Source organism: Microlunatus phosphovorus NM-1, assembly GCF_000270245.1.
Lineage (GTDB): Bacteria > Actinomycetota > Actinomycetes > Propionibacteriales > Propionibacteriaceae > Microlunatus > Microlunatus phosphovorus.
Genome location: NC_015635.1, coordinates 3,093,570 through 3,107,124, shown reverse-complemented (window position 1 = coordinate 3,107,124; position 13,555 = coordinate 3,093,570). Strand labels below are relative to the sequence as shown.

The following is a 13,555-nucleotide window of genomic DNA, read 5'->3' as shown; positions in this document are numbered from 1 at the left end:
TTCGGAAGCCGACGGTGCCTATACGGCACTGTGGCGAACTTGGCAGGAGGCCAATCCGGAGGCGGGCTCTGAGTTGACGCGTACGAGACGTTCCCGCGGGAACGTCTCGAACTGCGATTCACCGCGATCCGAGGATGAACCGCGTCACCGCTACCTTGCCGAGGACCTCAGGCTTGTATCCCACTGTTCCGGAGTCCGAGGACGTATCCGACTGTCGCTGACGCGCCGATCCCACCCGCGACGGCCATGACAAGTCCGGTCACCCTTTGAGCCGAGAGCGCAGATCTAGAGGTCGAGAGCTTCTCTGAGGGCAGCGAATAGGCGAACCACCCGAAGGTGGAGGATATTGGCGGCGCGGTGCGATAGACGACGATGCCCGCGACCACCAGCGCGGCGCAGGTGGCTCCTATCAGCAGAAATGGCGATCGGGACGAGTTCATGACAGGAGTCTGACAGCCATCAGCGCTGCTCCTGATCAGCCAAACACTTCGCGTCGAGCGGGCCGCCTATCGCGAAGCGATTGCGGCGGCGAGGTCGGTGCCAGTGCGACTGATCTCGAGTTCGGTAGAGCCAACGCTCAGGATGGCAACGGCAACGTGACGCTCCGGAATCCGAACGGTCTTGGCCAACCACATGTCCCAGCTACCGCCGTGGGTGATGACTCGGCCTGCCGCCGACGGAGCTACTCGGACGCCCCAGGCGTAGTCCACTGGCGATCCATCGCCAACGTCGTCCCTTGCTCGGCGAGTTGGTGGGTTTCGGCACCAAGCGCGCCTTCGTTGCAGGCCTGCAGCCACAGGGTCAGGTCATGGATGGATGTCCACAGCCCGCCGTCGCCGACGGTTCCCGGCGGGTCGGGCCTGCCCTGCAGCTGGACAATAGGCCCGCCGAACCGTGTGTCCGACAGGCCCAAGGGCATCACGAGCTCGCCTGCGATCTCGTCAATGGGCTGGCCGAGGCTCTGAGCGAGGGCCTCGGCGAGTACGACGTAGCCGGCGTTGTTGTAGGCGAACCTCGTTCCAGGTGCGAACTTCAGCGCATCGAGCTGGTGGAAGCGCTCGAGGAGCTCGGCATTGCTGCCAGGTACACCCAGCGTGGGTTCGGCGAGATCGGGAAGGCCGGAGGTGTGGTGGACGAGGTGGTCCAGTCGGATCGCCTCCATTGACGGAGGGAGACTCGGTAGCCACTGAGCGAGCGGATCGTCGATGTTCACGACGCCTCGGAGCACTGCCCGTGCCGCGGCTGCTCCGATGATCTGCTTGGTCACTGACGCGCCGTAGAACACGGTTCGTTCGTGGACCGGAGCGCTATTGAAGCTGCCTCGACAAACAAGCTCCATTTGGTCGCCAACGGCCGCGCCGATGGCGATTGCTTCGCCCTCGAGGTTGTGCAGCGCCGTCCTCAGATGAGACACGAGCTGTCGATCGGCCATAGCTGATCATCTACCGCGAGCGAGTCTTCGCGGGCCCGGCCTCGTTCGTAGTCGTTGGCGAGTCGCGTCCAGGCGCTCGCGTCCTCGCCGGCCGAACCTGCTGCTACAGAACCGCCCGCTGCTACCACTCAACTGAATGTAGCGGTTGCCGTCAGGCACAAGGAACTAAGGTCAGGCCATCCGCGCTGGCAACGCGAGTGGATCGCGACTCGTCGGCTGGACTGCTATCGCCGCGACGCGCAGATCGGCGGGAAGGGATTCCCACACGGCGGTCAGCAACTCTGAGGCCGAGCCAACGTCGGTCGAGAACTCAAGCGGTGGTCGGCTGGTATCAATCTCCGAACCAATCCCGTAGTAGGTCGTTGTCAACACTCCGCAGCCCTCCGGCAGGTCGCTGACCGTCAGACAGCTGAGGTGCGTCACCTCTGGATCGAGAATGCTTGCTCGTGCTGCGCTGACGTACAGCGGTGACCCGGTCTGGCGTGGCGCAACCAAGGTGATCCGAGGAGTGCGCAGTGGTGGATCGGGCTCGTACTCGATACCTTGCACAGCCTCTGAGGGGCCTACTGACTCCAAGTTGGCGACGACGGCGTCTACCTGGTCTCCGTTCCCGATCACACACCACTTCGATCCGACAGCGACAGCCCGATAGTGCCGAAGCGGGTCATGCGCGCCGGCGCTACGAGACCGTGCGTAGACCGAATCACCCGCACGGACCAAGGCACGGTCGCGGCTCGCTCTGCTGCGTCCGGTGATGAAGTAGACGACGCACACGCCATTGGCGGGAGTACGGGCAAGGACAAGCCCACGACCGGGGTAGTCATCGTGCTGAAGCTCGCTGATCACTGTCGTGGACATACCGCGATCCTGCCCGACGTCAGCAGGTCGTTCCTTCGCGCCCACCAACTCCACCGGACCGCTCGCTACCACCTGATGCGGTTCAGTGCTGTGGTCGAATGAGTCCGTGTCGCGGACAGTTGGGATCAGCGATGGGCGAGTACGAAGGCCCGCGCACCCGTGGACGGCGACCGTGCACGAACTGCTCCGGCACCTTCGTGCGAGCGGAGTGCACGAGGTTCCGGCTCCAATGGCGCTCACAGCTGAGTACGAGGAAGTCTCCTTCCTCGCGGGTGCAGCTGGCCCGTCCTGCTGGCCTTTCCAGGCAACGGAGACCGGGCTGCGGTCGGCAGCTCGGTTGCTGCGCCGGATCCACGATGCCTCCCTCGGCTGGGAACCACCGGTCGGCGCCGTCTGGGCTGTCTCGCCCCTTCAGCCGTTCGAGGTCATCTGCCATGGCGGTCCTGGACCATGGAACATGGTGTGGCGAGAGGGTGAGGCCGCGGGCCTGTTCGACTGGGACTTCTGCCACCCTGGACCGAGACAAGAAGACGTCGCCTACGCGCTGGAGTATCTCGCGCCCTTCCGCAGCGACGAGGTGCCCGCGCGATGGCACGGTTTCGGCCAGTCGCCCGACCGTGCGGGCCGTGTCAAAGTCTTCTGTGACGAGTACGGGATCGAGACGGCAGGCATGACGGACGCGGTCATCGCGGTTCAACGTCGGGACGTCGACCGAGTACGGACGCTGGCTTTGGCAGGGATCGAGCCTCAGCTGAGTTGGGTGAATGACGGATATCTGGACGAACTGTGGGCCCGCATCGCCTGGTCCGAGGATCACCGCCACCTCTTCGAGTGAGCTCGAGTGAACACACCTGCGCTGGGTCACTCTGCAGGAGGGACCTTCTTGTCCTGGTCACGCAGCGCTTTCCAGCCGTCGTAGTCCCAGACGATCCTCGACAGGCCGGTCCAGCACAAGCCAGCGTTGGCCAGGCTGTTCGCGGAACCATCGATCTTCGCTGAGGAAGGGAAGTGACCACAGTGACCGGCACAAGCGTCTTCTGGGACGACCTGCTCTTCTGGGACGACCTGGTACGTGACCTCGAGGACCGACTTCCACCCAGAGTTCGCCGCCGAGTCAATGCGCATCGCCACCCTCGATGAGGTGGTCACTGCCGTCGACGACATCAGCGGGGAGACGGGTGACCGAGACTCGGTGAGTCTGGCGGAGTCTGTCAGATCGGAGGACTAATCTGGGCCCCTGCTGGTTGGGTGACGAGGTGGAGGTCGTAGGGGTTCATGTCGGATAGCTTCGTCCATCTCCACGTTCACTCCGAGTACTCGATGCTGGACGGAGCGGCCCGCGTCAGCGATCTGTTCGCCGGCTGCGAGCGGATGGGGATGCCGGCGATCGCGGTCACCGACCACGGCAACCTGTTCGGGGCGTACGAGTTCTACAAGGCCTCGAAGAAGTCCAACGTCAAGCCGATCGTCGGCATCGAGGCCTACGTCACCCCCAAGACGCACCGGTCCGAGCGGAAGCGGGTCCGCTGGGGCGACGGCGGCGGGGACGACGTCTCCGGCGGTGGTGCGTTCACCCACATGACGCTGTGGGCGGAGAGCACCGGCGGCATGCACAACCTGTTCCGGATGGGCTCGCGCGCCTCGCTCGAGGGCTACTTCTACAAGCCGCGGATGGACCGCGAGCTCCTGAAGACCTACCACGACGGGTTGCTGGCGACGACTGGCTGCCCCTCGGGCGAGGTCCAGACCTACCTCCGGTTGGGCAAGTACGACGACGCGGTCGCCAGCGCGGCGGAGTTCCGCGACATCTTCGGCAAGGACAACTACTACGTCGAGCTGATGGATCACGGGCTGTCCATCGAGAACCGGGTCCGCGCCGACCTGCTCAGGATCGCCAAGGATCTGCAGTTGCCGTTGGTGGCTACCAACGATCTGCACTATGCCCATCAAGCCGATGCCTCGGCGCACGAGGTGCTGCTCTGCGTCCAGTCCGGCTCCACGATGGCCGACACCAACCGGTTCAAATTCGACGGCGACGGCTACTACCTGAAGTCGCCGGCTGAGATGCGGGCGTTGTTCGCCGAGCTGCCGCAAGCGTGTGACACCACGCTGGAGATCGCCGAGCGCTGCGACATCTCCTTCACCGAGGGCGCCGGCACCTACATGCCGCGCTATCCCTGCCCGCCGGGGGAGAACGAGGAGTCCTGGTTCGTCAAGGAGGTCGAGACCGGGCTGCGCCGCCGGTTCCCGCTCGGCATCCCCGACGAGGTCCGCAAGCAGGCCGAGTTCGAGACCGGCGTCATCATCTCGATGGGCTTCGCCGGCTACTTCCTCGTCGTCGCCGACTTCATCAACTGGGCCAAGGAGAACGGCATCCGGGTCGGTCCCGGCCGTGGCTCGGGTGCCGGGTCGATGGCGGCGTACGCGATGCGGATCACGGATCTTAACCCGCTTGACCACGGTCTGATCTTCGAGCGGTTCCTCAACCCCGACCGCGTCTCGATGCCCGACTTCGACATCGACTTCGACGAGCGTCGGCGGGGCGAGGTGATTCGCTACGTCACCGAAAAGTACGGCGACGACCGGGTCAGCCAGATCGTCACGTACGGCACGATCAAGGCCAAGCAGGCCGTCAAGGACGCCTCCCGGGTGCTCGGCTACCCGTTCGCGGTCGGGGAGCGGATCACCAAGGCGATGCCGCCGCCGGTGATGGGCAAGGACGTTCCGCTCAGCGGGCTGTTCGATCCTGAGCACAAGCGCTACAACGAGGGCGGCGAGTTCCGCGCCCTCGTCGAGAGCGACCAAGAGGTCGCCAAGGTCGTCGAGACCGCGCGCGGTCTGGAGGGCCTGAAGCGACAGTGGGGCGTGCACGCCGCGGGCGTGATCATGTCCAGCGAGCCGCTGATCGACATCATCCCGATCATGCGCCGCGAGCAGGACGGCGCGATCATCACCCAGCTCGACTATCCGACGTGTGAGTCTCTGGGCCTGATCAAGATGGACTTCCTCGGGCTGCGGAACCTCACCGTGCTCGACGACGCGGTGAAGAACGTCAAGCTCAACCGGGACTTCGACCTCGTCTTGGAGGATCTGGAGCTCAACGACCCGGCGACGTACGAGTTGCTGGGCCGGGGCGACACGTTGGGTGTGTTCCAGCTCGACGGCGGGCCGATGCGCTCGCTGCTGAAGCTGATGCGGCCGGACCACTTCGAGGACATCTCGGCTGTGCTGGCGCTCTACCGACCCGGTCCGATGGGTGCCGACAGCCACACGAACTATGCGTTGCGCAAGAACAAGCGCCAGGACATCACCCCGATCCATCCGGAGCTCGAGGAGCCGCTCGCGGAGATCCTGGGCACCACCTACGGCCTGATCGTCTATCAGGAGCAGGTGATGGCGATCGCGCAGAAGGTGGCCGGCTACAGCCTCGGCCAAGCCGACCTGCTGCGCCGCGCGATGGGCAAGAAGAAGAAGGAGATCCTGGACGCGGAGTTCATCCCCTTCTCCAACGGGATGAAGGAGAACGGCTACGCCGACGCCGCGATCAAGGCGCTGTGGGACATCCTGGTGCCCTTCTCCGACTACGCGTTCAACAAGGCGCACACGGCGGCGTACGGACTGGTTTCCTACTGGACCGCCTATCTGAAGGCCAACTTCCCGGGTGAGTTCATGGCCGCGCTGCTCACCTCGGTGGCCGACGACAAGGACAAGATGGCGCTCTATCTCGGTGAGTGCCGCCGGATGGGCATCCAAGTGCTGCCGCCGGACGTCAACGAGTCCGCCGCCAACTTCACCCCGGTTGGGAAGGACATCCGCTTCGGGTTGACCGCCATCCGCAACGTCGGCCACAACGTGGTCGACGGGATCGTCTCTGCTCGTACCGAGGCGGGCAAGGCGGCCGACTTCTACGGCTTCCTGGACGCGGTGCCGCTGCCAGTCTGCAACAAGCGAGTCATCGAGTCGCTGATCAAGGCGGGCGCCTTCGACTCGATGGGGCACAGCCGCCGAGCGCTGATGACCGTCTACGAGAACGCGGTGGACGGTGTCCTGGATCTGAAACGCAACTCCGCGCACGGTCAGGACGACCTGTTCGGCGCCGGCTTCGGCGACGAGGACGACGTCGCCGCGATGCCGCTGAGCACCGTGCCTGACCTGCCCGACTGGGACAAGCGGACCAAGCTCGCCTTCGAACGCGAGATGCTCGGGCTGTACGTCAGCGACCACCCGCTGCAGGGTCTGGAACACATCCTGGTGGCCGAGCGCGACATCGGCATCGGCGAGCTGATGAGCGACGACGGACCGCGTGAGGGCATGGTGACAATCGCCGGGATGATCACCTCGATCACCCGCAAGACCACCAAGCGCGGTGACATCTGGGCGATCGTCTCGGTCGAGGATCTCGAGGCATCGATCGAGGTGCTGCTGTTCCCGAAGGCGTACGAGCTGGTCTCCACGGTGCTCGCCACCGACGTGGTGGTGCGGGTCAAGGGCCGGGTGAAATCCGACGACGACTCAGTGTCGCTGAACGCCCAGGAGCTGACCCTGCCCGATGTGACCGAGGCGCCCTCGGGCCCGGTGGTCATCTCGCTGCCGGCCGTGCGGTGTACGCCGCCGGTGGTGCAGCAACTGTCGGACGTGCTGAGGTCCCATCCCGGCACCACCGAGGTGCGGCTGAAGCTGGTCAAGCCCGATAAGACGATCCTGATGCGACTGGACAACCAGCTTCGGGTCACACCGTCGCAGCCGCTGATGGCCGATCTGAAGGCATTGCTCGGGCCGTCATGCCTGGCGGCCAGTGGGCGGCTTGAGACCTCCGGTGTCTGAGTCGCCGCGCTTCGGCCGTCACGTCGCCGGGTTCCTGGCCTTGGCGGCGGCGCTCGGTGCGGCGGCGGGGGTGCTGTGGTGGCTGATCGTGCCGCTACCCGCCTATCAGCTCGATTCGGAGGGCCGAGCTTCGGTCACCGAACGACAGTTGACCCAGTTCTTCGCCGGGGATGCCTGGTTCTGTCTACTGGGTGTGCTGATCGGCGTCGGGCTGGGCATCATCGGCTATCGGCTGCTCCGCGAGCTCGGCTGGCCGTTGGTGATCGTGGTCGTGCTAGGTGCCATCGGGGCCGGACTGCTGTGCTGGTTCGTGGGCTACAAACTGGGGCCCGGTGAATTCGTACCGCGGCTGGCCGACGCCCAGCCTGGTGGATCGGTACCGATCGCGCTCACTATCCGGGCCAAGGCGAGCCTGTTGCTGTGGCCGTTGTGCGCGGTCACGCCAGTGCTGTTGGCTTCCTCGCTCGGCAAGGACACCGAGGAGCCGACCCCGTTGCTGCCCTGGCGGCGCCGCAACCGCAAATCGGCGGAGGTGTCAGCGGGCGGCAAAGTCTGAGCGCAGGCGCTTTGTCGGTGCTCCGGGCTAGGGCCAATGTCGTTCGAGTCGCGGTGCCGGCCGCCTTTCCCGGCTGAGTCGACGTGAGCAGCTCAGGGATGCGAGGGGGACAACGACCCCGGTCAGGCGGGCAGCCGGTACGTTTCGCGCCGGCGGGCCACACATGATCGCGGGGCAGGCGGGCGGCGGGCACGTTTCGCGCCCCCGGGCCACACACGACCGGGTTCAGGCGTGCGGACGGTACGTTCAGCACCCAGGGGCCACAGATAGCCGCGAGTCAGGCGTGCGGCCGGTGCGGTTCGCGCCCGCGGGCCACACATGGACGCGAGCCAGGCGAGCCGCGGGTACGTCTCGCACCCACGGGCCACAGAGATGATCACTTTTCCTCGTGTGGACAGGAAAAACGTGGGCTCAAACACTAGTCATCGCACACCTGTTCGACTAGAATGGGTGACATGTTCGAAGACCGGTTGGAGGCGGCGCTCGGGGACCGGCGCGCCCTGGCCGACCTCGCCGCCCGGGCCGAGCAGCAGTCGAAACGATGGGGTTGCCGCAAGCTTGTGGTGGCCGCCGCCTGGGCTGACGCGCATTCGGAGGTGGATCATCTCGAGGGTGGGGTGTTGGTCGAACGACTCGTCAGGATCGGGCCGGTCGGGACACCGCCGGTCGCGGAGTTCGCCCCTGAGGGATTGATCGGCCCGTACGGCACCTCGACCGCCTCCGCCCGGTCTTGGATGTCTGATGCCTTGACGGTCCGGCACCGACTCCCCAGGTTGTGGGAACGCGTCCAAGCGGGTGAGATCCATGCGTGGCAGGCCCGGAAGGTCGCGAATCTGACCGCCCACCTGTCGATCGCGATCGTGGGGATGGTGGATGAGCAGACCGCCGGCTGGGTCACCCAGTTGCCGTGGCAGAGGTTCCTGAAAGCGTTGGACGCGACCATGCTCGAAGTCGACGAGAAGAGTTATCGGGAGCGGGAGAAGGTGATCGCGGCGAAGAAGGAGGTCCGGGCCACTCAATCCGAAGACGGGCTCCGCACCCTGATCGCCCGAGGTGAGGCCGGGGATGTGGCGATGCTGCTCGCGTTGCATCAACGTGTCGCGGAATGCTTAGCCGACGAGGGTGATGAGGATCCGCTCCAAGTACGCATGTCGAAGGCGATGGGTTGGATCGCGCATCCCGCCCGGGTGCTGGACCTGTTGGCTCGGCACGCGACCGATCCGGACCCGCACCGGGAGCCGTGGGAACAAGTTGCTGCGTATGCCGCCGACGACACTGATCCGTGGGCGGATGACCTTCCCGCTGCAGGCTGGGAGACCGCCCAACACGGCAACTATCATCAACCCTCCTTTGGTGAGGATGAGTGGTGGACCCAACCCCGCCCCGACCAGCCCGGACCCGGCGACGGCGGCGAGCCTGACTATTGGCCGACGGATCCGCCGCCCGATCCGAACGACCTGGCCTGGTTTCAGCATCAGCACGACGGCACCAGTGACGGTGATGCCAGCCGCGACAGTGCCAGCCGTGACAGTGCCAGCCGTGACAGTGCCGGCCGTGACAGTGCCAGCGACGACACCCCCGCGGTCGACCAGCCGAGCAGTGGCGCCGATTCCGGCCAAGCAGACCCCAGGCGAAGTGACCGTGGTCCAGGCGACACCGGACCGAACAATGCCGGCCAAAGTGATCCCGACAGCAACGACACCCCTCCAACCGGCGGGCATCGCCCCAGCACCAAGCAGACCAGTCGCGACTGGACAGGCGCCACCACAGCAGGCGACCAGAACACCACCGGTCACGACAACCCGCGACGCAGCGATCCCGATGATCCCGACACCAGCGACACCGACCCGACCGGCCCGGCACGGACCGGCCCAGTGCGACCACCATTACCGGAGGCGTTCCGGCCACCCGGTTGGCGACCCTTGACCCGAACCGAACTCGCCGCCAGCGCACCCACCGTGGTATTGCACGTCCACTTGTCCGAGCAGACCCTGCGGGATGGTCACGGGGTGGTGCGGACCGACTGGGGACCGATCCTGATCGAACAACTGCAACGGTTCCTGGTCCAACACGAAGCCCACCTCACGGTGTATCCCGTCATCGATCCGGCCGAGACCGCCGCCGCCGACGGATATGAGACGCCGCTCCGGCTGCGTCGTGCCATGCAGATTCGGCATCCCCGGTCGGTGTTCCCGCACTCACCGACCACCGGCCGTACCGATCTCGATCACACCCCCGCCTACCTCCACAACGGGCCACCCGGACAAACCGGCATGCACACCCTCGGACCCCTCGCCCGATGTGAACACCGGGCCAAAACGATCGGGAACTGGCGGTCCAAACAACCCGAACCAGGCACCTACCTGTGGCGATCACCCGAAGGCTGGATCACGATCACCACCAACCAAGGCACCCTCACCCTCGGCCACACCACCTGGGCCACCCACCTCTGGGAAACCACCGGCTAGGGCGTGTCCTGTAAGGATCAGTGGGCGATCCGGGCTGACCGCGCTTTCGTGACTGCGCACAGATCTGCCGCGGCGAGCTCGACCTGCAACCCTCGCCGACCGGCGGAGACGTGGATGGTCGGGAAGTCGTCTGCGGAGGAGTCGACCACCGTCGGCAGCGGAGTGCGCTGACCGATGGGAGAGATGCCGCCGACCACATAGCCGCTGCTCCGAGCGGCGACGGCCGGATCGGCCATCGTCGCCTTCTTGACGCCGAAGACCGCGGCCAATGCCTTGAGATCGAGTTGCTTGGCGACCGGGACGACGGCGACCACGAGGTGCCCGCCGATGTCGGCGACCAGGGTCTTGAAGACCCGATTCGGATCGCTGTCCAGCGCCGCGACGGCTTCGTCGCCGAAGTGGGTGTTGTCGTCGTGATGCTCGTACGGGTGCAGGGTGAAGGCGATGCCGGCCTGGGTCAGCGCGGTCGTCGCCGGCGTGCCGCCATGCGTTTGTTGTCTACTCCGCTTGGCCATGGCTCGTTCAGTAGCGGCCGAGCTCTTCGCGGCTGAGGTCGGCCAGGCCGAGTCCTTGCATCGTCCGGGCGGCCTCGGCCCGGAAGTCCCGTGCGAGGACGACGGAGGCGATCTGCACCACCGCGTCCATCACGGGGGTGGGCACCCCGAGGGACCGGGCGAGGTCGCTGAAGAGAACCATCGAATAGCCGACGTCCTCGGTCAGATAGCGGTTGTCGAGCGAGCTCTGGGCCTTGATCCCCAAGAAGCCGGGAGCTGTCGAATAGCCCGTGGTGTAGTTCTCCTCGGTCATGTAGCCCTGTATCACCCCGATCGCGGGTTCCGACAGGATCGTCACCCCGAGCGTCTCGGCGATGGCGATTCGCTCGGCGTCCACGGCTTCCATCAAGCGCCCGGTCGAGGTGGTCACGCCATCCTCGTAGAAGTTGAAGTCGCCTCCGGTGCGGTCGATGAGCGCCGCATTGAGCAAGGTGACCGCTGGATGGATCACCGGGTTGCCGTTTTGCAGCGCGGTCTGGAAGACGCTGGCCGCTTCGAGGGTATGGGGCCAGACCGGCCGCAGGGTTTCCAGCAGGCGAGGTGTGGCCGATCGGGGCGCTGCGGCGGCGAACAGCCCGGTGTCGAAACGATGGAAGATGTGGATCTGAGCCGGGCCGGTGATGCGCACGGCGTAGGGCAAGGTGCTCGTCTCGCCGACCAGGATGGTCTCGTCGTAGAGATCCAGACCGGCGGCTCGCTTGAAGGCGAGGCTGCCCAGGCAGGATCCGGGACACACGACCACGGTCATGCCTGCGTGCAGATGAGGCGCAGCGTCGGCAGCCAGCGCAGACGTGGCATACGCCGGACCGACGACGAACACCAGTTCGGCGCCCGACATCGCCTCGCCGATGTCGGTGGTCGCGGTGGCGATCTCGGCGAATCCGGTCAGCACGCCTTCGCTGGTGATGCCGCCTCGATCGCCGATGGGGGAGATCTGGTCGGCGTAGTCGGGCTGGGAGTAGATCGCCACCTCATGCCCGTTGCGGGCCCATTCGTAGGCGACCGCGAGACCGCCGTTTCCTGCTCCCAGCACGACGACCTTCATAGCGACCACCTTAGGGGACCAGTAAGCGCAACAGTGCCGTCATGGTAACAGCGACCACGAACACAATCAGTACGCCGGCGCGGAGCAGCAGCGCCACGATCGCCGCGGCGAAGCCGCCCAGCACCGGCCACTCGAGATTCCAGTGACGGTCTCCGTCCCCATCGGCCAGCCCAGCCACGACCAGCGCGGTCAGCATGGCGACGGGCAGGAAGCCGGCGATCCGCTGCACAGTGGGATTGGCCAGCACCGACTCCGGCAGCGAGACGCCGGCCAGTTTGAGCAGGTAGGAGCCGATGGAGGCGATCACCAGGGCCACGATCAGGGCGGTCATGCGCTGGCCTCCTTCGGCTTGGGCTTGGTGACCAGACCGGCCGCGATGGCTACTCCGGCTGCTGCGATGACGGGTACGCCGGCCGGTGCCACCGGGATCAGCAGGAACGCGACGAGTCCGCCGAGCGTCGCCACGATCTTCCCGGAACGGGTCTTCAGGGCCGGCCAGAGCAGTGCCAGGAAGACCGCCGGTGCGGCCGCATCGAGACCGAACCTGGCCGGGTCGATCGCCGTCCCGACCAACGCGCCGGTCAGCGAGCCGGTCTGCCAGCACGCGCACAGGATCAGACCCGTGGACCAGAACGCGTACCGCTTGGCGCGGGGTTCGACCTGGGCGATTGCCATCGCCGTGGTCTCGTCGATGACGAAGTGGGCGGTGACCAGCCGGCGCCAGCCGCGTGGCGACAAGATCTCCGAGATCGGTACGCCGTAGAAGGCATTCCGTACGCCGAGCAGCAGCGCGGCCGGGATCGCGGCCCAAACAGAGCCAGCGGCGGCGACGCCGACGAAGGCGAACTGAGACGCTCCGGAGAACATCACCAGACTCAGGATCATCGTCTGGCCGAGGCTGAGCCCGCTGCTGACCGAGACGGCACCGAAGGTCGCGCCGAAGACGCCGGCATAGATGCCGAGTCCGATGGCGGCCCGTAGCACCGCCGGATAGGCCTTCCTCAGGCTCAGCTCGTGCTCACTCACCGCAGCACCACCACCAGTTGGACGAGCAGGGGAGCGACCACCAGTGCCGGGAGCAGATTGCCGACCGGAATCGCTTTGAGCTGCAACAGTCGGATGCCGACCCCGACCAGCAACAGCCCGCCGGTCGCCGTGATGGCGGCCAGATGCGGATCGGGGAGGAAGTCACCAACGAGCACGCCGACCAGGGTGAGTGATCCCTGAATGACGCCGACGGCCAGAGCCGATGCCATCACGCCGACGCCGAGCGAAGCGGCGAAGGCGATCGAGGCGAAGCCGTCCAAGGTGGCCTTCAGCAACAGCTGATCCGTGCCCAGACCCAGCCCGTCAGAGAGCGAGCCCAGGATCGTCAGCGGCCCGACGCAGAACACCAGCGAGGACGACACGAACGCCTCCACGAAGCGTGCCTGAGATCCCTTCGCCTTGAACCGGAACTGCAGCCAGACCCCGAAGCCCTCCAGTCGGCGCTCGATATCGATCAGCGACCCGGCGATGCCACCGATCAGCAGCGAGCCGAGCACGATCAACACCGGCGCACTGCTGCCGACGGCATCCGACAATGCGGCGGAGGTCACCTCAATGGCTGATAGCGCGCCGATCAGCAGCGTGACCAGACCGAGAGCGTCGGTGACCGTGTCCCGCGTACGCTGCGGCAACCGGTGACCGAGCAGCAGACCGATGCTCGAGCCGACGATCACCGTGATGACATTGACGAGAGTGCCGAAACCAGGAAACACGAGTCGTGGTCGTCCTCAGCGAGGCGAGTTGTCAGGGTCGTCAGGCACGAACGCACGT

Annotated in this window: 12 protein-coding genes; 5 read left to right on the top strand and 7 right to left on the bottom strand. The window is 66.0% G+C overall.

Going from position 1 to position 13,555, the window contains the following annotated elements:
* Positions 1-682 precede the first annotated feature (682 nt).
* Positions 683-1,339 (bottom strand): serine hydrolase domain-containing protein, encoded by a 657-nt coding sequence (locus MLP_RS13915; protein ID WP_269453396.1) that lies wholly within the window; start codon positions 1,337-1,339, stop codon positions 683-685.
* A 264-nt stretch (positions 1,340-1,603) separates the two neighbouring features.
* On the bottom strand, positions 1,604-2,290 hold the full coding sequence (locus tag MLP_RS26460; protein ID WP_013863757.1) for an IMP cyclohydrolase: 687 nt from the start codon (positions 2,288-2,290) through the stop codon (positions 1,604-1,606).
* A gap of 229 nt (positions 2,291-2,519) precedes the next feature.
* Here MLP_RS26460 and MLP_RS13905 point away from each other — a divergent pair, with 229 nt between their 5' ends.
* The 5 genes from MLP_RS13905 (at position 2,520) to MLP_RS13885 (ending at position 10,138) form a co-directional block, all read left to right on the top strand.
* Positions 2,520-3,125 (top strand): phosphotransferase, encoded by a 606-nt coding sequence (locus tag MLP_RS13905; protein WP_156821157.1) that lies wholly within the window; start codon positions 2,520-2,522, stop codon positions 3,123-3,125.
* Between the two features lie 237 nt (positions 3,126-3,362).
* Positions 3,363-3,518: a hypothetical protein gene (locus MLP_RS28010; protein ID WP_013863755.1), complete on the top strand. Its 156-nt coding sequence runs from the start codon at positions 3,363-3,365 to the stop codon at positions 3,516-3,518.
* A 47-nt stretch (positions 3,519-3,565) separates the two neighbouring features.
* A complete protein-coding gene (gene dnaE, locus MLP_RS13895; RefSeq protein WP_013863754.1) occupies positions 3,566-7,114 on the top strand; it encodes a DNA polymerase III subunit alpha in 3,549 nt (1,182 codons plus the stop codon).
* Positions 7,107-7,670, top strand: coding sequence for a hypothetical protein (locus tag MLP_RS13890; RefSeq protein ID WP_013863753.1), 564 nt, complete (start codon positions 7,107-7,109; stop codon positions 7,668-7,670). The genes dnaE and MLP_RS13890 overlap by 8 nt, the downstream gene beginning before the upstream one ends.
* 455 nt (positions 7,671-8,125) lie before the next feature.
* Positions 8,126-10,138: a hypothetical protein gene (locus tag MLP_RS13885; protein ID WP_231851311.1), complete on the top strand. Its 2,013-nt coding sequence runs from the start codon at positions 8,126-8,128 to the stop codon at positions 10,136-10,138.
* A 17-nt stretch (positions 10,139-10,155) separates the two neighbouring features.
* Here the strand turns inward: MLP_RS13885 and ybaK are convergent, their stop codons facing one another.
* Genes ybaK through MLP_RS13860 form a run of 5 tightly spaced genes read right to left on the bottom strand, consistent with a single transcriptional unit; the run spans position 10,156 to position 13,497 of the window.
* On the bottom strand, positions 10,156-10,653 hold the full coding sequence (ybaK, locus tag MLP_RS13880) for a Cys-tRNA(Pro) deacylase (RefSeq protein ID WP_013863751.1): 498 nt from the start codon (positions 10,651-10,653) through the stop codon (positions 10,156-10,158).
* Between the two features lie 7 nt (positions 10,654-10,660).
* Complete coding sequence (locus MLP_RS13875; RefSeq protein ID WP_156821156.1) at positions 10,661-11,737, bottom strand: NAD/NADP-dependent octopine/nopaline dehydrogenase family protein; 1,077 nt, start codon at positions 11,735-11,737, stop codon at positions 10,661-10,663.
* A gap of 10 nt (positions 11,738-11,747) precedes the next feature.
* Positions 11,748-12,068: an AzlD domain-containing protein gene (locus tag MLP_RS13870; RefSeq protein WP_013863749.1), complete on the bottom strand. Its 321-nt coding sequence runs from the start codon at positions 12,066-12,068 to the stop codon at positions 11,748-11,750.
* Complete coding sequence (locus MLP_RS13865) at positions 12,065-12,763, bottom strand: AzlC family ABC transporter permease (RefSeq protein WP_013863748.1); 699 nt, start codon at positions 12,761-12,763, stop codon at positions 12,065-12,067. Before MLP_RS13865 ends, MLP_RS13870 begins: the two co-directional genes overlap by 4 nt.
* Positions 12,760-13,497, bottom strand: a complete 738-nt coding sequence (locus MLP_RS13860; RefSeq protein ID WP_013863747.1) for a DUF554 domain-containing protein — start codon at positions 13,495-13,497, stop codon at positions 12,760-12,762. The genes MLP_RS13865 and MLP_RS13860 overlap by 4 nt, the downstream gene beginning before the upstream one ends.
* Between the last annotated feature and the right edge of the window lie 58 nt (positions 13,498-13,555).

Coding starts and splice junctions, on each gene's coding strand:
- MLP_RS13915 (WP_269453396.1), bottom strand. CDS start 1,339: ATGGAGCTTGTTTGTCGAGGCAGCTTCAATAGCGCTCCGGTCCACGAA.
- MLP_RS26460 (WP_013863757.1), bottom strand. CDS start 2,290: ATGTCCACGACAGTGATCAGCGAGCTTCAGCACGATGACTACCCCGGT.
- MLP_RS13905 (WP_156821157.1), top strand. CDS start 2,520: ATGGCGCTCACAGCTGAGTACGAGGAAGTCTCCTTCCTCGCGGGTGCA.
- dnaE (WP_013863754.1), top strand. CDS start 3,566: ATGTCGGATAGCTTCGTCCATCTCCACGTTCACTCCGAGTACTCGATG.
- MLP_RS13885 (WP_231851311.1), top strand. CDS start 8,126: ATGTTCGAAGACCGGTTGGAGGCGGCGCTCGGGGACCGGCGCGCCCTG.
- ybaK (WP_013863751.1), bottom strand. CDS start 10,653: ATGGCCAAGCGGAGTAGACAACAAACGCATGGCGGCACGCCGGCGACG.
- MLP_RS13875 (WP_156821156.1), bottom strand. CDS start 11,737: ATGAAGGTCGTCGTGCTGGGAGCAGGAAACGGCGGTCTCGCGGTCGCC.
- MLP_RS13870 (WP_013863749.1), bottom strand. CDS start 12,068: ATGACCGCCCTGATCGTGGCCCTGGTGATCGCCTCCATCGGCTCCTAC.